This is a genomic window from Radiobacillus kanasensis, from assembly GCF_021049245.1.
GTDB classification, from domain to species: Bacteria; Bacillota; Bacilli; order Bacillales; family Amphibacillaceae; genus Radiobacillus; species Radiobacillus kanasensis.
Window position 1 is genome coordinate 3,878,106 of the sequence record NZ_CP088020.1, and the last position, 25,339, is coordinate 3,903,444.

The 25,339-nt window shown below is 36.9% G+C and carries 24 protein-coding genes and 1 pseudogene; 12 read left to right on the forward strand and 13 right to left on the reverse strand.

Annotation, left to right across the window (positions count from 1 at the left end; translation table 11 throughout):
* Window position 1: 1 nt before the first annotated feature.
* From KO561_RS19610 to KO561_RS19630, 4 genes are all read left to right on the forward strand, one after another.
* Window positions 2-1,174, forward strand: a complete 1,173-nt coding sequence (locus tag KO561_RS19610; RefSeq protein ID WP_231094990.1) for an MFS transporter — start codon at window positions 2-4, stop codon at window positions 1,172-1,174.
* Window positions 1,175-1,256: 82 nt separating this feature from the next.
* On the forward strand, window positions 1,257-2,555 hold the full coding sequence (locus KO561_RS20520) for a globin-coupled sensor protein (RefSeq protein WP_331000814.1): 1,299 nt from the start codon (window positions 1,257-1,259) through the stop codon (window positions 2,553-2,555).
* Between the two features lie 136 nt (window positions 2,556-2,691).
* Window positions 2,692-3,114, forward strand: a complete 423-nt coding sequence (locus KO561_RS19625) for a MarR family winged helix-turn-helix transcriptional regulator (protein WP_231094991.1) — start codon at window positions 2,692-2,694, stop codon at window positions 3,112-3,114.
* Window positions 3,115-3,177: 63 nt separating this feature from the next.
* Entirely contained in the window at window positions 3,178-3,987 is an 810-nt protein-coding gene (locus KO561_RS19630; RefSeq protein ID WP_231094992.1) for an alpha/beta fold hydrolase, read from the forward strand.
* A gap of 225 nt (window positions 3,988-4,212) precedes the next feature.
* Here KO561_RS19630 and KO561_RS19635 read toward each other — a convergent pair whose 3' ends face one another.
* The 3 genes from KO561_RS19635 to KO561_RS19645 all read right to left on the reverse strand — a co-directional run bounded on the left by KO561_RS19635 (window position 4,213) and on the right by KO561_RS19645 (window position 7,925).
* Complete coding sequence (locus KO561_RS19635) at window positions 4,213-4,929, reverse strand: hypothetical protein (RefSeq protein ID WP_231094993.1); 717 nt, start codon at window positions 4,927-4,929, stop codon at window positions 4,213-4,215.
* 206 nt (window positions 4,930-5,135) lie between these two features.
* Entirely contained in the window at window positions 5,136-6,539 is a 1,404-nt protein-coding gene (locus KO561_RS19640) for a hypothetical protein (protein ID WP_231094994.1), read from the reverse strand.
* A gap of 267 nt (window positions 6,540-6,806) precedes the next feature.
* Window positions 6,807-7,925 carry a cysteine desulfurase family protein gene (locus KO561_RS19645; RefSeq protein WP_231094995.1) on the reverse strand — a complete coding sequence of 373 codons (1,119 nt, stop codon included), beginning with the start codon at window positions 7,923-7,925 and terminating at the stop codon, window positions 6,807-6,809.
* A gap of 306 nt (window positions 7,926-8,231) precedes the next feature.
* On the opposite strand from KO561_RS19645, the gene selD reads away from it, so the two are divergent.
* Together selD and mnmH are read left to right on the forward strand one after the other, a co-directional pair.
* Window positions 8,232-9,275 carry a selenide, water dikinase SelD gene (gene selD / locus KO561_RS19650; RefSeq protein ID WP_231094996.1) on the forward strand — a complete coding sequence of 348 codons (1,044 nt, stop codon included), beginning with the start codon at window positions 8,232-8,234 and terminating at the stop codon, window positions 9,273-9,275.
* 15 nt (window positions 9,276-9,290) lie between these two features.
* A complete protein-coding gene (gene mnmH / locus KO561_RS19655) occupies window positions 9,291-10,316 on the forward strand; it encodes a tRNA 2-selenouridine(34) synthase MnmH (RefSeq protein WP_231094997.1) in 1,026 nt (341 codons plus the stop codon).
* A gap of 152 nt (window positions 10,317-10,468) precedes the next feature.
* Here mnmH and KO561_RS19660 read toward each other — a convergent pair whose 3' ends face one another.
* On the reverse strand, window positions 10,469-11,428 hold the full coding sequence (locus KO561_RS19660) for a helix-turn-helix transcriptional regulator (RefSeq protein ID WP_231094998.1): 960 nt from the start codon (window positions 11,426-11,428) through the stop codon (window positions 10,469-10,471).
* Window positions 11,429-11,537: 109 nt separating this feature from the next.
* Here KO561_RS19660 and KO561_RS19665 point away from each other — a divergent pair, with 109 nt between their 5' ends.
* On the forward strand, window positions 11,538-12,017 hold the full coding sequence (locus tag KO561_RS19665; protein WP_231094999.1) for a GyrI-like domain-containing protein: 480 nt from the start codon (window positions 11,538-11,540) through the stop codon (window positions 12,015-12,017).
* Window positions 12,018-12,031: 14 nt separating this feature from the next.
* Window positions 12,032-12,496, forward strand: coding sequence for a phage tail protein (locus KO561_RS19670; RefSeq protein ID WP_231095000.1), 465 nt, complete (start codon window positions 12,032-12,034; stop codon window positions 12,494-12,496).
* A 114-nt stretch (window positions 12,497-12,610) separates the two neighbouring features.
* Here KO561_RS19670 and KO561_RS19675 read toward each other — a convergent pair whose 3' ends face one another.
* Complete coding sequence (locus KO561_RS19675) at window positions 12,611-15,253, reverse strand: discoidin domain-containing protein (RefSeq protein WP_231095001.1); 2,643 nt, start codon at window positions 15,251-15,253, stop codon at window positions 12,611-12,613.
* Between the two features lie 323 nt (window positions 15,254-15,576).
* On the opposite strand from KO561_RS19675, the gene KO561_RS19680 reads away from it, so the two are divergent.
* The gene (locus KO561_RS19680) at window positions 15,577-15,984 is read left to right on the forward strand and encodes a hypothetical protein (protein ID WP_231095002.1); all 408 of its coding nucleotides are present in this window, start codon (window positions 15,577-15,579) and stop codon (window positions 15,982-15,984) included.
* 188 nt (window positions 15,985-16,172) lie between these two features.
* On the opposite strand, the gene KO561_RS19685 is transcribed toward KO561_RS19680, so the two are convergent.
* From KO561_RS19685 to KO561_RS19695, 3 genes are all read right to left on the reverse strand, one after another.
* Window positions 16,173-16,871 carry an ABC transporter permease gene (locus tag KO561_RS19685; protein ID WP_231095003.1) on the reverse strand — a complete coding sequence of 233 codons (699 nt, stop codon included), beginning with the start codon at window positions 16,869-16,871 and terminating at the stop codon, window positions 16,173-16,175.
* Window positions 16,871-17,719, reverse strand: a complete 849-nt coding sequence (locus KO561_RS19690) for an ABC transporter ATP-binding protein (protein WP_231095004.1) — start codon at window positions 17,717-17,719, stop codon at window positions 16,871-16,873. Before KO561_RS19690 ends, KO561_RS19685 begins: the two co-directional genes overlap by 1 nt.
* 167 nt (window positions 17,720-17,886) lie before the next feature.
* Window positions 17,887-18,834 (reverse strand): response regulator transcription factor, encoded by a 948-nt coding sequence (locus KO561_RS19695; RefSeq protein WP_231095005.1) that lies wholly within the window; start codon window positions 18,832-18,834, stop codon window positions 17,887-17,889.
* 273 nt (window positions 18,835-19,107) lie between these two features.
* On the opposite strand from KO561_RS19695, the gene KO561_RS19700 reads away from it, so the two are divergent.
* Window positions 19,108-19,563: a hypothetical protein gene (locus KO561_RS19700; RefSeq protein ID WP_231095006.1), complete on the forward strand. Its 456-nt coding sequence runs from the start codon at window positions 19,108-19,110 to the stop codon at window positions 19,561-19,563.
* A 185-nt stretch (window positions 19,564-19,748) separates the two neighbouring features.
* A pseudogene (locus KO561_RS19705) lies at window positions 19,749-20,183 on the forward strand (APC family permease); the annotation flags it as partial.
* Window positions 20,184-20,579: 396 nt separating this feature from the next.
* Here the strand turns inward: KO561_RS19705 and KO561_RS19710 are convergent.
* The 5 genes from KO561_RS19710 to KO561_RS19725 form a co-directional block, all read right to left on the reverse strand.
* Window positions 20,580-22,250, reverse strand: coding sequence for a restriction endonuclease (locus KO561_RS19710; RefSeq protein WP_231095007.1), 1,671 nt, complete (start codon window positions 22,248-22,250; stop codon window positions 20,580-20,582).
* Window positions 22,251-22,614: 364 nt separating this feature from the next.
* The gene (locus KO561_RS19715; protein WP_231095008.1) at window positions 22,615-22,770 is read right to left on the reverse strand and encodes a VOC family protein; all 156 of its coding nucleotides are present in this window, start codon (window positions 22,768-22,770) and stop codon (window positions 22,615-22,617) included.
* A gap of 233 nt (window positions 22,771-23,003) precedes the next feature.
* Entirely contained in the window at window positions 23,004-23,426 is a 423-nt protein-coding gene (locus KO561_RS19720) for a helix-turn-helix domain-containing protein (protein WP_231097294.1), read from the reverse strand.
* Window positions 23,426-23,737: a DUF6597 domain-containing transcriptional factor gene (locus KO561_RS20625; protein WP_408004882.1), complete on the reverse strand. Its 312-nt coding sequence runs from the start codon at window positions 23,735-23,737 to the stop codon at window positions 23,426-23,428. The genes KO561_RS19720 and KO561_RS20625 overlap by 1 nt, the downstream gene beginning before the upstream one ends.
* 358 nt (window positions 23,738-24,095) lie before the next feature.
* Window positions 24,096-24,350: a hypothetical protein gene (locus KO561_RS19725; protein WP_231095009.1), complete on the reverse strand. Its 255-nt coding sequence runs from the start codon at window positions 24,348-24,350 to the stop codon at window positions 24,096-24,098.
* Between the two features lie 766 nt (window positions 24,351-25,116).
* On the opposite strand from KO561_RS19725, the gene KO561_RS19730 reads away from it, so the two are divergent.
* Window positions 25,117-25,257, forward strand: coding sequence for a hypothetical protein (locus KO561_RS19730; RefSeq protein ID WP_231095010.1), 141 nt, complete (start codon window positions 25,117-25,119; stop codon window positions 25,255-25,257).
* Window positions 25,258-25,339 lie beyond the last annotated feature (82 nt).

Here is a 25,339-nt window from a genome sequence, read left to right on the forward strand (position 1 = left end):
AATGAATACACAACGATGGATGGGTGCACGTTTTTTTAGTTTCTTTCTGACATGGGGCATTTTTCTCCCTTATTGGTCAGGATGGATGATTCATACAAAAGGAATTTCAGTCTCTGAAGCTAGCTTAATTATGAGCTTTGGGTTAATTGCAAGAGGCCTTTCCACCCTGTTCGCCTTTCCATATTTATCAGGAAAACTAAGCAGTAAAAGGCTGTTACGTATAGCGGGAATTGGCTCCCTTATTGCAATTATTTGTTATTTACCAGCCAATTCTTTTCCTAGCTTGCTTCTTGTAACCGTGCTTTTACATCTGTTTTATCCGACCTTGATGCCTGCTTTAGATAGTGCTGCAAGTGTCCTCGTCAAGAGCAAGCAATTAAAGCATTATGGAAGAAGTCGGCAATGGGGCTCGATTGGGTTTGTCTCTGTCGGGATGATCATAACTATTTTTACAGGCGCCTTCGGAGATGAAGTCATTTTATGGGCTTTGTTACTTGGCATTATTGGATTTGTTATTCTAAGTTCGATGCGTGCGCCTGATGTCTTATCTATAAAGCCAGTAGCAGACCAAGCAGAAAAAAGAAATATCTTTCAACTATTCCGAATCCGCCACTTTGGGTTAGTACTCATTATTGTCCTTTTATTACAATCGGCACATGCTACTTACTACAATTATGGCTATATTTACTTACAGGAAATAGATGCGCCAACCTACCTGATAGGTTTGATTATTAACATTGCTGTCCTTGCTGAAATTCTATTTTTCTTTATCGCAGATAAACGCTTTGGTGGATATTCAGTAGGGACATTACTTACCATTGCTGCAGTTGGATCTACTATTCGTTGGATAATTGTATTTGCTTTTCCGAGTGTCGTGATCTTCTGCATTGCACAAACCTTGCATGCACTCTCATTTGCGATGGCGCATTATGCCTTTATGAAATATCTAATTGCCAATATTCCACATGCACAAATCGCAAAAGCGCAAGGCATCTATTCGGCTCTGGCACTTAGCTGGGGTACAGCATTATTTACTATATTCGGTGGATTCTTATATGAGATCGAGCCAAGGTATGCTTTCATTGGAATGGTTGTTTGTACGGTTCCATCTTTGCTACTTTCGCTTGTATATCGAAAATTGGAGCATAGCAAGGAAGTTTATAACCATTCTTAACAAATAACTAAAACGATTAAACATTTCCCTTTTTCAACCGATAAAAATATGTATAATATTTTTAAATAGGGAGTCCTCAAGAATGTTCACAAAAAAGGAAAAACAAAAAGTTTCTTCTTTAAGAGAAGAAGCGGACAGACAAAAGCAGTATGTAAAGATAGACGTCCGTAATGATCATAACTTATCAGATCAGTTATCGGTTATTGATCTTACGTTAGATGATTTAGCTGTTGCAAGAGCTCTGCAACCGTTAATTGCAGAAAATATCGAGAAAATATATAACCCTATCTATCATCATTCTCTTGAAGGAATTCGTAGGGTAGTAGACATGACATCTATAGGGGTTGATTTAGCAGGCTGTCAGCAGTATGTAATTGGCTTCTTTGATGGAATTATTGATGATAATTTTATAGAGAAAAGGTACAACATTTCTAAATATTATCTAATGGTTGGTGTAGAGGTTAAATGGTATATTTGCACGAACCAAGCATTTATTAACACCATTCTAGATATTCTTAAAGAAAAGTATAGAGATGATATAGACACACTAATTTTGGCTTCCAAAGTAATTACAAAAGTATTTAATTTAGAATTACAGCTTTGCCTATCCATTCTACAAGAATTGCAACAGGAAGAAACTGCAACAAAAGAAAAGACTGCTAAACAGAACATTAAGCAAACAATTGGTACGATTACAGAAGAATTAGCTAGTATGTCAGAAGAAGTTGGTCAATCGGTAGTAGATGCTATTGAAGGTTCAGAGACAATTAAAACAGATCTAGCGGATGGATTACAGTCTTCTATTATCACAGCAGAAACTTCTCAGACTGGAAAACAACAGTTAGACCTAGTAACAGAACAGACAGTATCCTTAAAAGATAGTGTAAATGTCATCAAAACGAATTTCGGGTCACTCGAAGCAAATTCGAAGGAAATCGGAAATATTATCGCCGTAATCACCAACATTGCAGAACAAACAAACCTTCTCGCACTAAATGCTGCTATAGAAGCAGCAAGAGCAGGCGAGCATGGGAAAGGTTTCTCAGTTGTAGCAGCGGAAGTAAGAAAGCTTGCAGAACAAACAAAGACGTCTTCCAGCCACATTACAGAAATGATTCGAACCATAACGGGTCACATCGAAGATATGGTGGAACAAATTAATGATGTCGATTCTAAGAGTATATCCGTGAATCAAAATGTCCAAGACACGTTGGTAAACTTAGAAGAAATACTCACTTCAAGTAAAACGAGCAAAGAAAAAAATGAACGAAATAATGAAGAAATCATTAAATTCACAAGTACGTTAAAAGAAATAGGAAAAATGGGATCAAAAGTATCAGAGTTGGCGGATGATTTGAATCAGACGATGCAGAGTTATTGAGTTTTTATAAATGCTCGCCCTTCCTTAAAGGACACGTCAGACTGAAAAATAGAACAGAAGAAATTAGAAATATCGTTTTAGCTACAAAAATCTCCTTAACCTTGTAATTAGTTTGACACCAAACTATAATATAATCATGGAAACCAGAGATGCAATATCATTATTATCTAAAATTAGAGACAAAGTGAATCGATTTATTATATCAGAGATGGAGAAGTCTGGAATAGATGATATTGCTACCTCACACGGCGATATCTTCTATGCCCTATTTAACGAGTCTAGGCTTACAATGGCGGAAATTTCTAATAAAATTCATAAGGATAAATCTACAGTTACAGCACTTGTTGAAAAATTGGTTCGCCTCGGATATGTGACTAAGGAACGTGATACTAATGACGCTAGAATTGTTTATGTCAACTTAACTGATAAGGGAAGGGAATTAGAACCAAACTTTGAATCCATATCAAATAAATTGCTAAATGTGTTCTACTCAAATATTTCCGAGAAAGAACAAAAAGATCTGCTTATCATTTTAAAAAAAATTTATGGCAACTTTTAAGTTTGCCATAAATTTTTTCATAAATAGTTTGATGTCAAACTAAATGACAAGGAGGAGAAAATTATGATAGATTACACGAAACATTTACCGGATCACATCGAGAAATACATTGGGGAAAATGATTTATTTTTAGAGATATTCAAAGGGGAGAGGACTAAAAATAGGCCACCATTGCTTTTTGTACACGGTGCCTACACAGGAAGTTGGATGTGGAGTAAATTCATTCCTCACTTTGTTGATGAAGGGTGGAATTGTTATGTCATGAACTTGAGAAGCCATTACAAAAGTAGATTGCTGGACATGACTAAAATAACATTTGAGGATTACATGGAGGATATGAAAGAGGTTATTGCTGAGTGTGATGCTCCTCCAATTCTTGTTGGATTCAGTATGGGAGGAATTTTAAGTCAAAAACTAGCTGAAACCATAGAAATTGCTGGAATGGTGTTGGTCGATTCCGTCTTAAGTAATGAAGTTCATGAAATAGTACCATACAAAGAGTTAGGTCAAGGTATACGTGAAATTATAGTTCCTGCTCCAGCACGTGAAGAATCTTCAAGCGTAGATGAAACAGCCGAAGACATCGAATTTCAAAGAAAATACTTAACAATGGAATCGGCGAATGCATTCCGTGCCTTTGCTTTTACAAGTGAATCCAATGGTATTTCCATAGATAGTAGTTCCATTACTTGCCCATGCCTGGTTATCAAAGCAGTAAACAGTGAAAATGACGACCGCCAGGGTAGAGAAACTGCAAAGCACCTTTCTTCTGCATATTGTGGGCTTTGGAACACAACTCACACTGGTGTCCTGATAGGGCAGAGATATATAGAAACGGTAAATGCTATTATGGATTGGTTGAAAAGGTTCTAATTCGGAAGCTCTTGTGATGGTTGTGCTCTTTTTGTATTGAACTACCAGAGGGGTTTAAAATTGAATGTACCACTAAAAAAACGCACATCAAACCCAATGCAATAAAAGATCAATAAGAGGCTGGGACATAACCAGCCTCAGGTTATTTTCACTTTTACTTATGCCGTTTTCCATGATGCATCCAAATGAGATTACTCATAGTTATTTCATTAAGAAGCCTTATAGTTAGTTACTGCTACTTCTTTCGAAATTCCATATCTGATAATCAAGTAAACGTGGGGTAATGTTCGAATACTTCTTTACAAGTATTTTAGTAGTTTCCTCTAACAAACTTTGCGCTTCATCTATCTGAACCTTTCTCTGAAGTGCTTTTTCCAGGAACCGCACTATCATTCTGTCAGGTTTTATCCATTGATCGTCTCCAGCTAACATATAAAAATAAACAAGTGAAATACCACTCTTTTGACCTGGTATGGCTCTAATTTCGTTTTCAAATTCTTCATTACCGTATATTTTTTTTACATCTTGAAAATAATTTACTTCATACTTATTTAGAACTTTACAAAACAAATAAACTGCTTCAGCTTTTAATATCCCGTTTGTTGGAGAGGTTCTTTGTTTATTTTTGAATACTTCATTCACAAATGTTTCTAATCCTAAGCTTTCAAAAGAGCTTAAATACAGTTCAATTGAAAATTGTTCACTTATTTCCGGAGTTCCTGTTCCCGAACGTTCTTTATTAAGATTAAAATAACTACAAAATCTATTCACTGTGTTTTTAACACCTTCATATCGAACTCCTATAGAAAATATAGAGTCTATAACACAGAGCGGAAGGCTTGAGTAGTAATATTCATCAGGGAGTTTTGCATTTTCAAATATTAGAACACTTTCACAGAATTCAGCAATCTTATTATAGTCTTTATCCAGTGTATGGGGCATAACGATTCTCCTTATAATCTTTGAGTTCTTCAACTACCTTAACTTAATATTAGTGTAGATTTTTATAAATATAAAGATGATTCTCTATCATTATAGCTAAAGAAGCATTCTACTGGATATTTGCTTCTTTCACTTCTCCGCTGTAGAACCCCTTCTACAACTAATTACCACTAATGTTAAGTTCCCTCAAAAATTTCACATTCTTCTTACCCACTTAAGCCCTTTTGAAGGTCAATACTTAACTGCTGATAGGCCTCTGATTCGTCGTTCATCCCCTTATCCCGATAAGATTTAGCTAACCAGTGCGGCGGTTTTGGATTAGTTGGATTTAGCTCCATTTCCCAGCTAAAGCATTCAATCGCTTTGTCCAACTGGCTGAATTCATAGTACAACTCCCCAAGCGATTGCATTTCGTCTGGATCTTCATATATCCGTTGCATAGTATTTATTTTTCCAAAAATCTGTAGGTTTTTATGATTTTCTTTTAACGGCTTAAGCCATTCCTGGATATGAGATAAATCGTGCGTTTTCATTAGGGAGATGACACATTTATTAAGGACTATTTCAGCTTTTTCAGGGAAAAGGTCTATATACTGTTTCAATAGGGTAGGGAGTACTTCGGGATTCACAATTGAAGTGTCTAAATCCAATTCCTCCAGCATAGCTCCAAGGGTATGAACGGTGGAAGAATCATTAATTTTAAAGTCATGACTTTGTATCATATGGAAAACTTTGTTCACGTTATGTGATTCTAAATATTTGTTAAGTAAATCTTTTTGTAATGGATCGAAGTCAGGTAATTGAGAGGATAGTTTTTCTAAGACATACAAAGCTTCGTTTTCATTTACGTGTTGATCAAGCAGTCTTAAAAGATGGGCATAGCAACCATAGGAAGGGGTGGATGTTAATCTGTGGATATGTAAGGCAATCAAATTCATCCATCTGGACTCTTGTTCTAGTAAATCTACAAGCTGATGGAAGTCTTTATCGTTTTCTTTCTGCGAATAGAGCATTTTTTCTGCAAAAACGGGGTCTTTCGCCAAAAGTTTTTCGGGCTCTTGGTTATATAGAACGGCATATTTTTTGAAATCCATGTCGGTGGCCAGTGATTTTACCATACTATTATTTGGGGCAAAATCCATTAAAATTTGAATAATCCGATAGGCTGAAAAATATTGTCCATTCCTACGATGTTCATAATATACGGACGTCATTTCTTTATACAAGCGTTTTTTGGGTATGAACGATTCAAAGAAGGTTAGGATAACAGCTTTTTCTTGAGGAGAGTAATGCTTATCTAGCTTTTCTAATAATGGATGAAAGCTGATTTTTTGGCAAGGATGATTGGAGGAGAGCAGGATATCGACAAGTGGATGGGGACTTTTAAAAACCATACCTTCCTTAAAAGCATGCTCGATGTAGCATTGACGACGAAGTTTTTTGGCCTTTGCTGCTGTAAGGAATTGATCTTTATAAAAAAATAGATAATAAACTTCATTCTTTTCACTAAACGCTTCTAAAATTTGTCCTTGCAGATAGAACGCAACTCTCTCTGCTTTTAGATTAATCTGCTTATTATGATCATAAAGCAAGAATTGATCTTGATTCATTCTAAATCCCTCCTCGATGATAGAACTACCTTCATTCTTTAAATCAGTCTGTCCAACTAGCAAAAAATAAGCCTATATTTACATTTTACCATATTATCGCAGTTCTAATTGTTGTTATGTTCATTTGATTCTTTCTCGCTTTAGCATTACTGCCTAACATCTTCTAATATCTTCAGGAAAAATTCATTAAGCATTTTTCAAATACCGACCTTTTCTTCTAAAGGAAATGAGCATACCTACAGTATCCATGAGGCATACCTCTTATGATTAAAACACATCCTTTAATCTAGTAATGACTAAATCGATTTCCTTTTTTGTCGTCATCCTACCTAAACTAAATCTAATGGCACCCATTCCAATCCGTTCTGGTACTTTCATTTCCTTTAAAACAGGCGATAACTCAACATTTCCAGAATGACATGCAGATCCAGTAGAAGCAGCAAGTTCAGGGATTTTTCCCAATATTTCTTGGCCTACTTTATTTATAAAGCTTACATTCAATGTATTCGATAGTCTTTCTGTAGGGTGGCCATTTAATACAACTTGTTCCCCGAATACTTCTTTTAGTCTATTCCAAAAATAACTTGATAGACTATTTATACCATCTGCTTTTAATTGCTTTTTAGATAATTCACATGCCGTACCAAGACCGACGGCAAGCAACGTATTTTCTGTCCCTGCCCTTAAACCAAACTCATGACCAGCCCCATGCATGAGCGGCTCAAGTTCAATTCCCTTTTTTATATATAGCGCTCCGATTCCCTTCGGGGCATAAATTTTGTGTCCAGCGATCGTAAGCATATCAACATGTAATTCTTTCACATCTATAGGAACCTTGCCTATAGATTGAGAGGCGTCTGTGTGAAAGGCAATTTCGTATCCGGCCGCAATTTCCCCGATTTCTTTAATGGGTTGTAATGTGCCTACTTCATTGTTCGAATGCATAATCGTAATTAGAATAGTGTCTTCCCTAATAGCTTTTTCGATTTCCTCTAGTGAAACTCTCCCATATTGGTCAACACCTACATAGGTTACTTCTGCTCCTAATTGTTCTAAAAACTTACAAGGATTCCGTATTGCAGGATGCTCTATTTTAGAAGTAATAATATGGTTCCCTCTAGATTTGTTTTTGAAATAATAGCCTTTTAATGCAAGATTGTTAGATTCACTACCCCCACTAGTAAAAATAATCTCTCTAGGTGAACAAGAAATTAATTCTGCAACTTGTTGTCTTGCTTTATTCAGTAATTCTTTGACCGGTTTCCCCGACCAGTGTAATGCAGATGGATTCCCATAGTAATCCTCTAATAAAGGTTGCATCGCATGTATCACTTCAGGTGCTAATGGAGTGCTAGCATTGTAATCAAGATAGATTTTTCCACTCAATCAAACCACTTCCTTCATATATTAATCTTCTGATTCATTGTTTTCTTAATAATTATTCATTATTCCTTTATTTCATGAATGCATAGTATTCCTTTTACTAGGCTCGCTGGTGATTCATTATGCAGGACGTAGTTATCAAGTAGTGCAAATCACCGCAACGCTAATTGGGGAGAATCCCCATGTTACACTATTATTATGGATCAATGGTAAAATCGATTATGATCAACACACAACTAAACTAGAGATTTTAATAGTGAACGTATAAATAACATTAACATTGTGTTACAACAGAAAGGATGGAACCAAATGTCAGAATCAATTAAACTCACCTCCTTAACGAAAAAAGGCGGTTGTGGTTGTAAGATAGGTCCCGCAGACCTCGCTCAAGTACTCCAAAACCTCCCTCCAGTTGTACAGAATCCAAATCTTATAGTAGGCCTTGAAACTGGCGACGATGCAGGTGTCTATAAACTGAATGACACAACGGCACTTGTTCAAACCGTTGACTTTTTCACACCAATTGTGGATGACCCTTATGATTTTGGGCAAATTGCAGCAGCTAATGCCATCAGTGATGTGTACGCCATGGGTGGAACACCGATTACCGCTTTAAACATTGTCGCATTTCCAATCTCAAACTTGGATACATCCATTCTCTCCGATATTTTAAGAGGAGCAAGTGATAAGCTTCAAGAAGCTGGGGTTACCTTAGTCGGTGGTCATTCTATTGATGATCAGGAACCGAAATTTGGTTTGGCCGTTACCGGAACCGTTCATCCAGATAAAGTCAAAACCAATGCAGGTGCACAGCCTGGGGATCAGTTAATCTTAACGAAGCCAATCGGTGTTGGGATCTCCACCACATCTATCAAGCGAGATTTATTAAATGAAACAGAAATTGCAAATGTGACGAAGGTGATGGCAACGTTAAACAAAGCCGCTTCCGAGACCATGCAAAATTATACCGTCCATGCATGTACCGATGTTACAGGCTTTGGCCTACTTGGACATGCTACGGAAATGGCGCGGGAAAGCAAACAGGAAATCATCCTTCATTATAGTGATATCCCTGTTCTTCCAAGAGTACGTGAGCTGGCAGAAGCTGGTGCAGTTCCTGGAGGTACGAAAAATAACCTGAATCACATGAAGGACAATGTTACTTTCTCCGATCATTTAGATCAGATTGATCAATGGATTCTTGCCGATGCTGTAACGTCTGGCGGATTGCTTATGGCTGTTCCCGAGAAAGATGCAAATGCACTCCTTAACGAGCTTCGTCAAAACAATACGGAGGCTGCACGAATCGGGGAAGTAATCTCAGGTAAATCTGGTCATATTCAAGTTAAATAGGAAGTGAAGCATGTTATGTTCGAGGAAATGAAGCCGGAAGAATTATATAAACGGAAAGCACATCAACAACATACTATTGTAGATGTCCGTTCTCCGAAAGAATTCCATCAATCCACGATTCCAGGTAGTTTGAATATCCCTGTTTTTACGGACGAAGAGCGTAGCGAAGTAGGGACTATTTATAAGCAAGTGGGGCCAGAAGCAGCCAAAGAAAGAGGGCTTGCTATCTTTTCTAATAAGCTTCCGGGTTTTATTGCCGCTTTCCAAAAGATTAATACTCCCATTACGGTTTTCTGCTGGCGCGGAGGGATGCGCAGTAAAACAGCTGCAACTGTGGTGGATCTCATGGGTATAAAAAATGTCACCCGATTAACTGGAGGAATCCGTGCATACAGAGAGTGGACCGTCAGTCTTTTAGATGAGTTTGACTTTCGTCCCGAACTTATTGTTCTAAACGGAGGTACAGGAAATGGGAAAACGATGATATTAGAAAAGCTGCGAAAAGAAGGCTATCCGGTTATCAATCTTGAGGAAATGGCTGGTCACCGGGGTTCTATTTTTGGACAGATTGGATTGGAGCCGAAGAATCAGCGGGCGTTTGATTTTCAATTGCTCGAAAAATTGCTCGAATATCAGAATGAACCTTTTGTCTTTTTAGAAGGCGAAAGTAAGCGTATTGGAAAAGTAACACTCCCTGAACGTCTCTATCGAAAAAAAGAAGCTAGCAGACAGCTTTTTATTGAATTGCCGATGGAAAAACGAGTCGCAAATATATTGGAAGACTATCAGCCATGGAAGTATCCCGAAAAATTCAAGGAAGCTTTTCAACTTATCAAACGGCATATTCATACACCTGTTGCTAAAGAGATTGAGCAGTGTTTGGAAAGTGGGGAGTTTGCTGTGGCGGTTGAGTTGCTGTTGATGCATTATTATGATCCACGGTATGAGCATTCTAGTGATTATCCGGAAAACCGACAAACGCTCGTCCAAGCAAAGAGTGTTGAAGATGCTATTGAAAGAATAAAACGAGAAATGCTTTAACAGAAGCGCGGGGACGGTTCCTGCGCTTCCATAGAATCAACTATTCTTAATTAAAGACCACAAGCGTTGGTGCTTTTCATTCACCAATCCTTCTTTTTATTTCTCCACTATTTTACCTCGCTCAATTTTATTTGGGTTTTAACGGTCACTATTTATGGGCAATATAAGCTTAATCTCTCTTGTAAACCTTCTAAGACCTCTTCTGGTATTTCCAGAACCTTTACATCCCCACCTAGGAAAAGGATCCAATTTGTCATTTCGGTCCATTCATCAGGCTTATCAACATGGATAAAAGTCTCTAGAATGGCTGTCGTTTGGTAAGGATCCGTATAGGAAAGGGAAACTTTTATAGGGTGGTATTTTTTGAACTGGGCAATCGCTTTTGGACCAAGTTCAAGGACAAGGTTGGTCACTTCTTCTTGTTTTACTTTTTCTAATAATTCTTTTTTACTTAATCTATTTTTCTTAGAGTAAGGTTTAACATCCTTAAGATGGTCGACAGGAATGATCTGCTTCTTTTCTTCCTGTAAGTCAAAACCTTCAATCAGCCAGAAGCTCTTTTCTTGATAGAGGTGCAAGAGATATATTGGATAGGACTTTACGACCTTCTCTTCTATGATGGTAATCCATAAATATCTATCCAGAAGAAGGACTTGGATGAGTTTCTCTAACATGGGATGGGGAAGGTCTGATAGATCAAGTAGGTCAGGGTTATTAGGGTTGGTTCCCTCAAAAAGTAAAATTTGGTTTAAAAGGACAAGGTCATCTTGCTGGTTTTCTGAAATGAGACCTAGCAATTTTTCAGCTAAAGACTGACGACTCTTAAGATAGGGGAGTTGTTGATTTCTTGTAGCCATAAACGCAATAAAAAGAGCTTTGACCTCATTATCGGTAAAGTGCACATCGGGTAGGACAGAGTTGTGCATGACAAAATACCCCCCATCCCTTCCGACTTCAGCGACAAGCGGTATTCCCATTGCCTCAATTTCTCTGATATCTCTAATAGCTGTAGAACGAGAGATATCAAATTCTCGCATAATTTCTGAAATGGTAAAGTGAGCGCGGTTATTGATATACCGCATGATTGTATTAATTCGTTCAACTTTTTTCATAGGAACTCCTAAATAGTATCATTTTTTGACATGATTTATGGTTATTATAAAACTATCAAACAAACAAGACAAACTCATTCAAAAAATAAAAAGAAGGAAGGTTTTAAGTATGGCAAATTACACATTGGAAGAGAAAGACAGTTTTACGGTTTTAGGTATCGGAACGGAGCTTAAGAGTGACTACAGAGACTTCGCTAGTATTAACAAGGAAAAAGCAGACTTTTGGCAGTCCGTTAGCGAGGATGGAAGACTGGATACTTTGAAAGGCATTGCCACAAATGACTACGTTTTTGCAGTGAATGAAGCCGTGAATAACAAGATGATGTATTATGCTGGCGTCATGACAGGTGAATCGCTACCAGAAGCGTCCAGACTTATCCAGTTTCCTAAAGGGGAGTACCTAGTGGTAAAAGGGGAAGGGAATACGGCTAGTGACTTGAATGATAAGCTTACTGGCCTTGCCTTTGGGCAAGTCTTGCCAGAAGTAAGCCATGTTGCCTATGTTGGTGGACCCAATGCAACGGTTGTAATGGGACAGCAAAACGACATAGTTTATGGTGAAATGTGGATTCCTGTTGTTAGGAAATAAAAGGAGGGATGGACATGTCCAATATCGTTGATTTTAAAAATGTGTCTCTGATTGGTTTAGAGTCTTCACCTGTAGCGGAAAAGCTTGCTGGTTTACGTGCTAATGAATCTCGTTACTTTATGAACAAATACAAGCATGAATTTACAGTTGTACCAGCTAGCGAAAGCAAGGAGACTCTTGATTATGTGAACCGAATTTTGAAAGAAGAACGTGATATTGTGTTTGCGTCCAAACCTTTAGAAACGTCTCGTTTTCAAGTAGAAAATATCAAGTTTGCCTACGTCTTTTATGAAGATGGACTTTCGGTCAACGTCATGTACACAGTTGATGACCCTAAGAAACGAGCTGTTGGGTTTAAACTTTCGGAGGGAATGGAAGTACCAAAGGAATTAGAAGGAAAGTTTAAGTTTGCTAGGCAGAAGTCTAAACTAGCTGGAACCATTCGGGGATCGTTTTTTGTAATTAAAAGGGAATATTAAAAGAAGCTATTCTGCATCGATTTTTATATAGGGATATAACCAAAACAGCACTCCTCATTAAAATAGGGGGTGCTGTTTTGGTTTCTTAAAAACCTCATTTAATTATGATTTAAATTACTGAACCCCAACAACATTAAATTCCGTAATCGACCACCAGCTTGATGCTGATTCTGTCTGCACGACCTTCAAATAGCGAGCACTTTGCTCAGCAAAAGTTACGCGAAGCTCAGCCGAGTTTCCTGTACCGGTCGCTACTGGGCTTCCCCAATTCGTACCGTCATTCGATACATACACTTCATAGCCACGTGCATAATCATTATTGCTTCCCGTTGAATCCATTACGATTTCACTAAATGTCTTGGACGCTTTCATATCAACAATAAAGAATTGGCCGGGTGCCATCGGTGTTCCAGAAGACCAGCGTGTTGCCATATTGCCATCTAGCATATTTTCAATGACATCGCCACTTGTTTCAGATGAGGTCGCCGTCCATGCCGTACGATCTAACGGTCCTTCATCTTGCCCTGGTCCACTATCACCGGATTCATTTACTACATAAAACTCTGTAATTGACCACCAGCTTGATTCAGAACCAGTTTGTACAACCTTCACATAACGTGCGGTTTGTTCAGCAAATGACACGGTAATCTTCGCAGTGGATCCTGTACCGGTCGCTACCGGGCTTCCCCAATTGGAGCCGTCGTTCGATACGTACACTTCATAGCCACGAGCGTAATCATTATCGCTTCCAGTCGAATCCATCACAATCTGATCAAACGTTTTGGATGCTTTCATATCTATTGTAATGGATTGACCAGGTGTCATGGCTGTTCCAGAAGACCAGCGTGTTGCCATATTGCCATCTAGCAAGTGTTCAATTGGTTCTCCATTTGCTACTGATGTCGTTGCTATCCAGCCTGTTCGATCTAGTACACCTTCTTCCCCATCATCAGGATTCTGTGGTGGATTATCCGTTCCATTAAACGTTGTGATGTTTGCCACCATATGATCCCCGTTATCATAGACACTATCTCCTAAACCATTGATCACGTGAGTAATTTCACTACCAGCTGTACCATTCAACCAAACAGTCGTTAGGTGATTCATATGAATCCCTTGATTGTTAGGTGCCTCAAAGGAACTATATAGATCTACATCTGCATCCCGGAAGTACGAATAACTACCCGCCCCCCACAATTCATGAGACGTTACGCTGTCCGCTACTTTATAGGCAGCATAGCCATTATGACCAGTTGGCGCCATCCATGACTCTTGATTTGGAACATCATACGGAATTTCATTTTGATAGAAGTACACACGACCATTCTCACCATTCCATAATGTTTGATATTCTTGGTAGTGTTCCACGAAAAGACCATATGCCGTAACATCATCGCCATTTACGACAAGGCCATTTGCAGCTGTGTTCACATTCCAACCAACGCCATCGCCATGGTCCGCGCGCCATACCCAGAAATGGTCTACAATGACATCATCCGAATTAATTTCAACACTAGTTTCCGCTTTTCCAGCATGTGACCCACCTACACGGAAGAACACATCATGTAAGGTCGTTGGGTTATTTGCATGATCTGCACTACTATTTTCCGGTCCAACTTCTAATAGTTTCTCAGAATCAGATCCAGCATCAAATAATAGACCTGTAATTTCAACTCCATCTACATCCGCAACCTTCATGGCAGTCACATTATTTTCCGCAACTAATGTTGGATAGCCAAATCCATACACAATGGTGTCCGGGTTATTAACTTCAATTGGCTCATCCACATGATAGACACCGGGAGTAAAGATGAGGTGCTTCCCTTGGTCCAATTCTGCGTTGATCGTTGCAGCACTATCAGATGGATCTGCAATATAGAAATCATTCATGGAAAGGGAATGTCCAGGAGTGTCGCCATTTTCCCAGGATACGCCTTTACTATTTTCTTGAAGATCAGGGATAAACAGTCTATATTCCCCATTATTATCGACATACAGATAAGGCTTGCCATTGACTACCGGTGTTTTTTCAATGATCGTCCATGTCTCATCTGGATACGGCGCTACATTACTTGGTGGGTTTTCATCCCCAACAAGAACCGTGTTCCAAACACTATTAGACCAGCTACCATAGCTATTATTTCTGGAGAAGTATTGTTGCTGAGAAGCAGCAGAAACTTGCCCATCAATCTTAGAGTCTGCTAGATATCCACCACTCACCCAACCAGCTTGATATGAAGAGGTAAGATCCCAAAGGAGTAAATTGCCATTGAAGTGCATCCGTCTCATTGGAGCAGCCTGTGATACAGCCCACTTTGAGTCGGAATCCGACACAACAGAGAAGTTCTCTACAGAACGCCAGAAGTTGCGTGTTCCATTACCGTCTGCCCATTGGGCATCTACATTAAAACTAGCTGTTATTTGTACATCATCTGGATTTTTACCTAAACCAGCTACCGTCGTATAAAAGCCAACTTTAATATCTATCTCATATTGGCCCGGCTTAAATAGAAAGGTGACTCGCTTATCGGTAAATTCCGCTCCAGCATCGCCATCTTCCATCTCGGCATATTTTTGATCAATGATATTCTGTATCTCACTATCTGCCATCGAGTCATCAAAAATATATACATTTTGGCCATAAATAGACTGATTTGCTTCACCAATATCTGCCGCTTTGGATACAGCCTCATACGCAAAAAATGATGCAAATGCCACTGCTAGGACTGGTATGAGCTTTAATACGTTTTTTGTCATCCTCATTCCTCCCGTTATTGTGGTTGTTCGCTCTAATCATGGATCTTCTTAAGAATACCTCCCTTCTATCTTTTCTCTGAGTATTACTTGCCATCACTATAATTAAAGCGCTTTCATAATTAAGTCTAAGATATCCATTTCCTTCCTACAACGAGTCATTTTTTAGATTTGGTGGGTCATTCTTTTTATGTTGTTTTAATTTTCTGTTTTTAAGGTTGTAGGGCGAGATAAAATTCACTTTTATTTTTAAATCAGTGTTAGAATTGATAATGATGAAGCAAGCTGATGCTTTGCCTGGACTGTAAAGATAGGGGAGTTAAACGATGAAGAAAATATTTATTACTTTATCTTTGACCATAAGTTTCATTTTGGGAGGATGTACATCTAACATACAACCAATTTTAAAGGGTACTTATCAGAGTGATGCAGTAAACGGATATGTTGTTCAGATAGCTTTTCAACCAGATGAAAACAGCTTTGTTGAATATATTGATAATAGGGAAGTTGATAGCGGAGCGTATGAAAAATATCAAGAGAATGTATATAAACTAGAAAGTAATAAGCAAAACTTTAAAATTACATTAAATGAGGAAAACGCATTTGAAGTCATAATTGATACATTGAATAATGGAAAGCCAATTAAGTTAAACAACATACGTGATATCCCAGTCTATTCTTCAACGGAATTTGATGATGTTGACACGTATAAAGCATTATTAAATAAAAATTGAAAATAATTTTAGTACATAACAAATAGCCGCCCTATATTTCAATTATAATGCACAAAAAGACAGGCAACGCATTCGTATAAAGAATACACCGCCTGCCAATAAGAATGTTATAACCGATTGCCTATTCAATCTAACAACCTTATCTAAGCCACCCCAAAACGCGTTTGTTCTTCAACCTTTAGTTACTATTATTCATCAGTCACGACTCTTCTAAAACACACATACATAAAGACTGCTGCAGCGATCATCCATATGCCGATTATTCCTACAGGAAGCCATGATGACGTATCATGAATCTCAATCGCCTGCATAATTGGAAAATACTCCAATATTTCCATCACGATGTTGTCCTCACTTAAGCCTAGTAAGGAAAACATCGGCGTGAACCCAAAGAGAAACATAACCGGCATGCCGTAAGCAGAAGTAGAGGCTATTGATTTGGCAAACAGACCGATACCAATGCCGAGCATTAAAAAGAACAAGAATAATAGAATCAGACTTATAATAGGCTTGATCTCCAGAATCGGGTCAATGCCAATGATCAATAAGGAAACCAGCAATGTTATAATTGTAATGATACTTGTGACAAGACTTTTGCCGACAATGATATCTGCGAAGGATGCTGGTGACAAAATCAATCCTCGTAATGTATCTTTTTCATTTTCCTCTGCCATCATCGTCATAATCGCCATAGAAGTAACGGCGGAAAAGGTTACGCCCACAATCATATAGACTATTAGCATTGGCATTTGTTCTTCTCCGTCTCCCATACGCTGATAAAACAAAGCCAATACAATGGAGACGAGCGGCATCATCAACAACGTGACGTTTTTCATGAAATCTTTACTGTCTTTTTCAAAAATAGCACCTATACGTTGAATATTCATTATACTAATTCCTCTCCGGTAACTTTTAAGAAGATATCACCTAGCGTCGGATTATCGGTATGCATCGCTTTCACTTGGCCGCTCGCAATCAATTCTCTCAATTGATCAGCACTACTTGGGTCATTATCAAGAACCAAGCTCCTGCCATCAAACGTATCCACATAGAATGCATGGGTAGAATATTTGTAGCGAAGTGTTTCTGGGCTGTCCAATTCTTGAATTGTACCTCCGTTTAGGAAGGCTACTCTATCACACAGTGTGGTTGCTTCTTCCATGTTATGGGTAGTTAAAAATATCGTTGTCCCTGCTTCATTTAGTTTTAGAAGTCCACGGTGAATCTGTGCGATGTTCCCAGGATCTAAAGCAGATGTGGGTTCATCAAGAAATACTAAGTCAGGCTTATGAATAAGAGCCTTTGCAAGCAAAACACGTTGCTTCATCCCTTTGGATAAATTGGAGACTATTTTGGACTGTTGGCCCTCTAAGTTAACTTCCTTTAGAATCGAATCAATAGCATCAAGCGGCACGTTATATAATTTACAAAATAATCTCAGGTTATCGTAGACTGTTAGTCGTTCATAGAGTGCGCTATTATCAGAAAGAATCCCAATCTTCGCTTTAAACTCTGGTGTCTGGAATTGCTTGGAGTCCATTCCTAACACCTTGATTTCTCCTTGGGTCTGTTTGATTTCTCCTATCAACATTTTAACGGTTGTTGTTTTTCCTGATCCACTTGGACCAAGTAAGCCAAAAATTTCTCCTTTTTTTAATTGGAAGTGAATGTGATCAATAGCTGCTACTCGATCAAATACTTTTCGTACGTTTTTTACTTCAATTATATGTTCCAATTGAATACCTCCTTTGATGTGCTAACATCATTGTAGCTGGATTCCAGGAGGTGTTCAGCCGAATTTGTATGGAATGTACTATGTAAGAGCCGAAATGTATCCGAAACAAGGCAAAAAGGAGGTCATTCCCTCCTTTTCATTAGCTTATTTTCGTTGAACGGTACCATTTAAAGGTTGAATTTATCTTGAATGTCTTGAATTTTGTTCCGTGATAACGGAATAGTGGATTGTACTTTATTGTCAATTCGGAGTGAATAGGTGTTTTTGGACCAAGTAATAATTTCGCGCACCTTTTGCAAGTTAACGATGTAGGAACGATGGCAGCGATAAAAGCCGTAAAGTTCTAATTTCTTTTCCATTTTGGCAAGTGTGTAATCCATCGTATACGACGTGTCATTAATGACTATCACCGCTTTGCCATCCTGACTTTCTATATAATCGATTTCGGGTGGATCAAATAAGATTATTTTATCGTCTACTTTAGCTGGGATCTTTAATAAACTTGTCGTCATGGATGTGCTTTCCGTTTCAACGGAAGCTGTATCTCCGTCTTGATACTCAACTTCCACTTGTTGTAGTCCTTTACTTTGTAATTTGTATGGTACGTCACCAAGCAACAATGCATGCTCCATGTTGGACACTAACACGAGCACAGGAATATGCTTTTCCTTGATTTGTTGTAGCATTCTAATAAACGTATTAGTGGATCGAATATCAAGATTATAAATCGGCTCCCTGAAGATCATCGGACTGGTACCACTCATATAGTATTTAGCAAAGTGGACACGACGCCTTTCGGAACCAGAGCATTTATGTAAAGGGGATTTAGCGCAGTTTTGCAAATCAAATAAGACCAGAATCTCTGGAATTGGAGTGGAACAGCGAAACCATTTATGATAAAAAACGATATTCGCTTCCACAGTCAAACGTTCATACAGCCCTTCCTTATGGTCAAAAATAGGAAACTTGTTATGACTTTGCAGAAAGCTTATCAATTCCTCCTGCATATCAGCATCACAGTAAAGAGCGGTAGCAGAGGTTTCATCCACCGTAAGCGAAAAGGAAGGCAGCAAGTCACTTTCAAATGCTTCATTGTCAATTTTAAAATATACCATTTATTGATAACTCCTATTCCGTGAAACATTATACTGTTTTTAGTATAGCATGATGTAGTCTATAAGCATTTATAAAAATGGAACTATTTATAGGGTTTTGTGGGGTTACCCATCACATCAACTATAAGGAAAAATATCCATCGTTGTAGGGTATGCGCCTATATTCGGGCCCCTTAATCATTCCTAATACTTCTTGTTTCGACGAATGTCATCTGGCGACTTTTTTTAAAAATAGTGCCGAAACCATTAATAGTCGTTGTTTTAGTGTTTGCAATGTTAGTTGTATTGGATCTGATTTTTAACCCGTTTGATATTCATATCAATGATGATGTCATCGGGGCATATTTACTTCTACTTTTAATAAGCTGGGGCTTAAGAATATTAATATTGTATAAAGCCGGGTTGATGAATTTAGAACTAAAGGGTATGAAAAAGAAAGCAGTAACGTCCCAGAAAACGGCACTTAAGGACATGAAAAAGCTTGCAAGAAGGACCAACAAACATACGGAACTTCACCAAGGCAAGTTGTCTGCAAGTGAACTGGAGGTAAAGTTGTCTCAAGTATGGGGCGCTGAAATATGGGAAAAGGCAGAATCAATAGAAAAACCGGAAAACCAAGCCACAACTGTGACTAGAAAGACCAAAGAATACAGAAAATGGCCGACTTACGCTCTGGTAGTAGTTTTCGTTATTGCAATGATCTTTAGATTGATTGAGGTCATAAGTTAGGATACTACACCTGTACCAAACTGAACCACTGATGATCGAGGACTACCGGGAGATGAAAAAGTATCTTTTTCTCATAATGGACCGAACTGGATATTTTTGAAGGTTCAAGAAAGAGAGTATTTCAAATACAACTCTCATTAACACGTTAAAAAAACTTATAAAAAACAAAGCCCTACAGTTATAATCTTATGTTATATGGAGGAACGAGACTTCTTTATGCAATAGGCCGTGATGGATTACTGCCGAAAAGTATGTGTGAGCTGAATAATAAATATAAGACACCAGTCAAAAATACGGGGACTTTTGCAATACTTACGGCCCTTTGTGCTGGATTCATTCCCCTTTCTAAACTAGCAGAATTAGTGAACATGGGAACATTAATTGCATTTACAATTGTTTCAATCGGAGTTATTTACTTAAGAAAAGATAAGAATATACCAACTGAAGGGTTTAAAGTACCGTTTTTTCCTGCTCTACCAATTATTTCATTCCTATTATGTATCTTTCTAATTAGTCAACTATCTGTTTATACATGGATTGCACGTAGCGTTTGGTTTATTATTGGACTGATCATCTATTTTATTTATGGTAGAAAGCACAGCTTGATGAATGAAGAATAAGGAAGATATTAAATGAGCGTACATTGATGGGACATGTACGCTCACTTTTCTTTTTTTGGCCAATGGGTCAGATCCTCGTTAAGATTAGTGGGTATAACGTAAACGGTAATCAGGTTTATGTTATATAGAACCTTAGTTACTTGTGGTACGGTTCACCGTAGTTATTTAAGAGGCAAAAAATAGGCGAGATGAATAAAACCTCGCCTATTTAATTTACTCATTGCATGGTACTACTAACAAAACAAAGAAGTGTCTTCTTCCAAATCAGTAACTAGTATTAATTCATTTTGAATTAAAAATAGAGTCTTAAAATTTTCGATTTTCCAACTTTGGGAAGGATTTGAAAGTGTTAGAAGCTTCCAATAACCACTTCTTATTTCTTTATGCAATTCTCCTCTATCCCCTATAGTATTCGTGCATTTTCTCCTTTAACATAAGACGATCCCAAAGGATAATTTCATTAGAGTTGGCAAGATTTATAGCTCCTTTTGTGAAGTGGCTATTTGTTAAAACCATTCCTTTATCTAAATGATAAAATTTTAGTCCAGCTTTTACTTCCTGGATAGCTTTATTAGATACTGAATTGGCATAACATTTAGTCTGTATACCTATCCGGATTCCATCCTTTACAGCAATAATGTCTATCCCTTGATCACCCGTGTTTTTCGTTTGTTTGGTAGAGTACCCCATCTTTTTAAATAATTCTGCAACAAAATTTTCAAAAACAGTTCCAGTCATAAGATCAACATCATCAATAGTGGTTGGATTGATAGATTTTTGTTTCTTTAATAATCTATCTTCCAACTGCAGTAATTCTTTTTGATAATTCATCTCTTTAATACCGCTTTGAACCTTTGAAAACCCATCATAAAATAAGTCCTGATTGTCGCCAATGCTTAGTTTGTTATGGTAAAGTAAAAAATACGTAAACATGTATTGGATAGTTTTAGATTCATGGTTAATTATATCAATTGAAAAGAATGTCCGAATACACTCTTTGTAAGTTAGGTCAAGTAAATCAATGAAATACCCATGGTAATTATTATGGAATTTCTGACCATAAACCTCAACACTGACCTTTTTCAGTGCTTTAGTAAGTAATAAATAATAATACCCATGATACCGCTCTTCTTTGTTAATCACTTCTCTATATTTAAGTAGGTCGATAAATTTGTCATACTTAAATTCGATTTGTGCTTTAAATTCTTTTTTTATGACATATTCCCGTTCTCTTACAAAACCGAAGAAATCTTTATAATAGTAGTCTTCTAGTAAGGTGAAATTTTGTAAGTTTACGAAGTTATCCTCTAAAGCTTCGGTTAAATAATTTTTGAACATCTCTTCAACATTCGTTTGACTAAATAATCTGTCTATTTCCTTCTCAATAATCTTTATTTCTTTTTCTTTGAATTCGTAGCAATAATTTATGAACTTATCTTTTTGAACTGAACTAACACTATACCTGTTAATCCCGCCCTTTTCACGGATATCGAAGTCTGCTTTTCCGCTGCTACTTTCATTAATTGATAATCCAGTTAATTCAATTACCACAACTTCTTTTTTAAAATCGGAAAAATATACATGCAATTTATCATCTACTAAGAAAAGATAATACTTGCTATTATATGGGTATCCGCCCCCATATGTAACTCCTAAATCAAGATACATGAACTTAGCTTCTTGTTTTAAGCTTTCTAATTTATTTTTAATATACTCTTGCTCTTGCTTTTTTTGAAGTTTTCTGTAGTTCTTTTTATATTGCTTAATCTCTTCCATTTGTTCAAAACTTAATACATTTTCGGTATCTTGAAAAGAAGTATGCGCAATCTTATAGTCGGTTCTTAAATTTCTTTTAATAACTCTCGTTTCAAATAAATCAATTATTAAAGCCCTTGATAAACTTGAATAGTATACATGTACCTTATCATCAATCAGTAGAAGGTAAGATTTTTTTTCATAATTTTGGCCATCTAAAATAAAGCCGATATCAAGATACATAAACTTGGCTTCTTGCTTTAATTTTTCTTTAGTCATTTTAAAATTTTCTGTCTTATCTAGATTTTCCATTCTAAAACCCCTTTTAAAATAAGAATTTCTATATGTTACATAAATAAAGTGGTAGCTCTATTTGGCGAATAATCCTATTATAACAGGAAAGGAAGTTAGCTCTAGGTTGTGACTTATCGTGATTGAGATAATGAGATATAGTGGTGTTACATCGGTGTTTTTTTGAGAGCTTATGATACATTTCACCGTGGTTATTTAAGAGGCAAAACATTAAGGCATTGGAATACGTTAATCCAATGCCTTTTATAATAAATACATATTTATATCCTAAAAAATCATTGGTTAGTTAAATATACTGTGATGGAGTCGAAAAAAAGATTAGTTTTCCCTTATTGTTAAAAAGAATAACTGAAATATGAATGAATCAAAGAATTTTGAATATGATTGTATTAGTTCCAAATTGCATAGTTAATAAAAACGCTAACTCAATTCTATATCCTGAAGGTTCTTCCCAGCCCCCATAGATTTCCTTTGCCGCTTCTTGCTTGTCAAATGCTAACCGAAAACCATTTTGTTTCACTTCTGCTGACTCTCGTTATCTTAACCCAAGAACAGGCTAAAAATCTAATGCTTTTTTCATAGCCTTAACTACAATACCGACCATATCCAATTTTACCTTCATTGATTCACTCCTTTGATTCGTTTATTTTACATGCTTAGTCCTAATTGGCAATTTTCTTGAAGATTGATTTTATTGGGTTTAAGAATATGATAGCCTATTTTCATCTCTTAAATTGTAAAAAACGGACACATTTACTTAATACCTGAGTTTCTATTAAAAACTCGGTTAGGTGACATACCATAATAGCGTTTAAAACTTTTGATAAAGTGAGATTGATCATAGTACCCGTATTTTGCAGCAATATCAATGAAACTAGACTGAGTACTATAATATAGTTCTCGTAGCAGACTCTGAAATCTGATGATGTCTAAAAGTTCCTTTGGACTGACTCCCAATTCTTTTTGAAACGTTCTCCTTATATTCCTTTCACTGTAGCTAAGTTTTTCTGCCAAGGATCGAATTAAAAGCATTCCCTGATTGTCATACATGTAGCGCATACCTGTTTGTAACAAACAGTCAGTTTGTAATTCATTTAAAAGTAGAAACTCTTTTAGTTTTAATTCAACCCTTTCGATCCTGTCTGAAATTCCAGTTGCTGCTGCTATTTCTTCCATCAAGGAAATTGCAGCATTCCCCCATATATCTTCAAGAAACACACGATGTCCAATAAACTCGGAAACGGGATATTTGAAAAATTGCCGTACGGTATCTGAAAAAAGCGAATTCCAAGTAAGGAGTGATTTTGAGAAAGATTGATAACTTCAAATTTGGTCATCAATCCGACAACAAAGGCTCCTTTGGATAAAGAGGGCGATCTCAGGTCAAATATAATATCCGCGCAACCATCCAGTATGATACGATGTAATTTATTTGTATTTGACTTATGGAAGTCAAGGGTCCAATAACAAGCAACATAAGATTTCAGACTCTTACTTGGTAAATATTCTTGATACCGATAATCTGACTGTAATTCTTATTGTAATTTGGGTGGTTGCAAAGGAAGATAAACTTGCATTTTATTTCCCACTTCCTTTAGATTTATAAATTAAAATATTAGTTTCCCGATATATCAAACTTAAATAGGGTTTCGTTACATCGTTGCGAGTATATTTACCTTTAGTAGCAAGTTGATTTAATCACGTTGGTAGCTGTGGGGAGGTAAGCTTCATAATATCAAAATTTACTTTGTTAATTCTTCTTAAATTTCTTCTTGCAGAAAAAATTTCTTTCCGTCATAATGGCAGACTTTCATGGTTCCCTTAATATAATTGACATCCTCTTTATCAAACAGCCAAATTTTTACCCTTTAGACCCTTTAAGTTCCTTCTAGTACTTCTATACAGAATACCTGAATAACCTTCATTAATCAGATATGTTGCTAAAAGATGGAATGGTCTATATGCATTAAATTCAGTGTCTTCAGACTCATAAACAGGCAGAAATACTGCCTCATCAATGCTTTTCATTAGTAGTTTCCCCAAGTATATCTCTGTTTCTTTTTGAATAATTGCTTTAACCTCTTTGCTATCGTTACCCATGTTTTTTAGTATATCCTTATAAAGGTTGGAGCTCTGGCCTAATTTGGATGTGATTTTAGGATTAGAGAGTATTTCATTAACCTTCTGCTGGGCAAGTTTATTTAAAACTTGCTCTTGTTCACTTTCTATATCGGAATAATCAATATCCTCATAGCAAAAATTAATTATTTTTGCCTCCCTATTTACTGGTGAGAATTTGCAGACTGTTACATCCTCACCTTCTTTTATTCGTAGTTCTTCAGGTCTTCTCTATAGTGTTAATAGCTTCATCATAAAATTGAATGTCTTTCCATACCCCAAATACATAAAGGAAAATCCCTCTGGGTTCCACCTGTTCTTACTCTTTGCTTTTATAGGTATCATTCTTTCATAATCATTGAAGTGTCTACCTTTTTGTGCTCTGTATAAATTATTAAGTTCACCCAATTTTTCAATAAAATTGAGGAGAATTTAGTTAAACAATTCATATGCAAATCATCAAACACATCAATAAATGACTTAACACTGCTTTCGCTGTCATCATTCCAATGTTTAAATATCTGATTTTCGAGATCTTTTCGATATGCTTTATCAAAAAATACTAAAATATCTCCACAAACAAACTGACATTTTTTAAAGTGGATAAATATATTTCGAACATATTGTTAATGAAGTGTGTATAGTACTTTGCTAGGCCTTTTGGATGACTTGAAAGGTAATCAGCTGAAAGTATTTTATAAAAAGTCTTTATTTAAAGCGAAAAATGTTCAAAAGTGGCGAGTTTGCTGTGGCTGTTGAGTTGTTGTTTGTGCATTATTATGATCCGCGGTATGAGTATTCTGTTGGTTATGCGGGGAACCAACAGATATTCATTAAAGCAGTGAGTGTTGATGAAGTTATTGAGAAGATAAAACGAGGGATTGAGTAATTGGAAGCGCGGGGGTCCTGCGCTTCCACTCCTTGTTTGGTATTAGAATTAAATATTAGAGGCTTTTTTTAATAAGGAGCAA

What these genes read in the sequence shown, in the direction of transcription:
- KO561_RS19610 (WP_231094990.1), top strand. Translation starts at nt 2, where the DNA reads ATGAATACACAACGATGGATGGGTGCACGTTTTTTTAGTTTCTTTCTG.
- KO561_RS20520 (WP_331000814.1), top strand. Translation starts at nt 1,257, where the DNA reads ATGTTCACAAAAAAGGAAAAACAAAAAGTTTCTTCTTTAAGAGAAGAA.
- KO561_RS19625 (WP_231094991.1), top strand. Translation starts at nt 2,692, where the DNA reads ATGGAAACCAGAGATGCAATATCATTATTATCTAAAATTAGAGACAAA.
- KO561_RS19630 (WP_231094992.1), top strand. Translation starts at nt 3,178, where the DNA reads ATGATAGATTACACGAAACATTTACCGGATCACATCGAGAAATACATT.
- KO561_RS19635 (WP_231094993.1), bottom strand. Translation starts at nt 4,929, where the DNA reads ATGCCCCATACACTGGATAAAGACTATAATAAGATTGCTGAATTCTGT.
- KO561_RS19640 (WP_231094994.1), bottom strand. Translation starts at nt 6,539, where the DNA reads ATGAATCAAGATCAATTCTTGCTTTATGATCATAATAAGCAGATTAAT.
- selD (WP_231094996.1), top strand. Translation starts at nt 8,232, where the DNA reads ATGTCAGAATCAATTAAACTCACCTCCTTAACGAAAAAAGGCGGTTGT.
- mnmH (WP_231094997.1), top strand. Translation starts at nt 9,291, where the DNA reads ATGTTCGAGGAAATGAAGCCGGAAGAATTATATAAACGGAAAGCACAT.
- KO561_RS19660 (WP_231094998.1), bottom strand. Translation starts at nt 11,428, where the DNA reads ATGAAAAAAGTTGAACGAATTAATACAATCATGCGGTATATCAATAAC.
- KO561_RS19665 (WP_231094999.1), top strand. Translation starts at nt 11,538, where the DNA reads ATGGCAAATTACACATTGGAAGAGAAAGACAGTTTTACGGTTTTAGGT.
- KO561_RS19670 (WP_231095000.1), top strand. Translation starts at nt 12,032, where the DNA reads ATGTCCAATATCGTTGATTTTAAAAATGTGTCTCTGATTGGTTTAGAG.
- KO561_RS19675 (WP_231095001.1), bottom strand. Translation starts at nt 15,253, where the DNA reads ATGACAAAAAACGTATTAAAGCTCATACCAGTCCTAGCAGTGGCATTT.
- KO561_RS19680 (WP_231095002.1), top strand. Translation starts at nt 15,577, where the DNA reads ATGAAGAAAATATTTATTACTTTATCTTTGACCATAAGTTTCATTTTG.
- KO561_RS19685 (WP_231095003.1), bottom strand. Translation starts at nt 16,871, where the DNA reads ATGAATATTCAACGTATAGGTGCTATTTTTGAAAAAGACAGTAAAGAT.
- KO561_RS19695 (WP_231095005.1), bottom strand. Translation starts at nt 18,834, where the DNA reads ATGGTATATTTTAAAATTGACAATGAAGCATTTGAAAGTGACTTGCTG.
- KO561_RS19700 (WP_231095006.1), top strand. Translation starts at nt 19,108, where the DNA reads ATGTTAGTTGTATTGGATCTGATTTTTAACCCGTTTGATATTCATATC.
- KO561_RS19710 (WP_231095007.1), bottom strand. Translation starts at nt 22,250, where the DNA reads ATGGAAAATCTAGATAAGACAGAAAATTTTAAAATGACTAAAGAAAAA.
- KO561_RS19720 (WP_231097294.1), bottom strand. Translation starts at nt 23,426, where the DNA reads ATGGAAGAAATAGCAGCAGCAACTGGAATTTCAGACAGGATCGAAAGG.
- KO561_RS19725 (WP_231095009.1), bottom strand. Translation starts at nt 24,350, where the DNA reads ATGGGTAACGATAGCAAAGAGGTTAAAGCAATTATTCAAAAAGAAACA.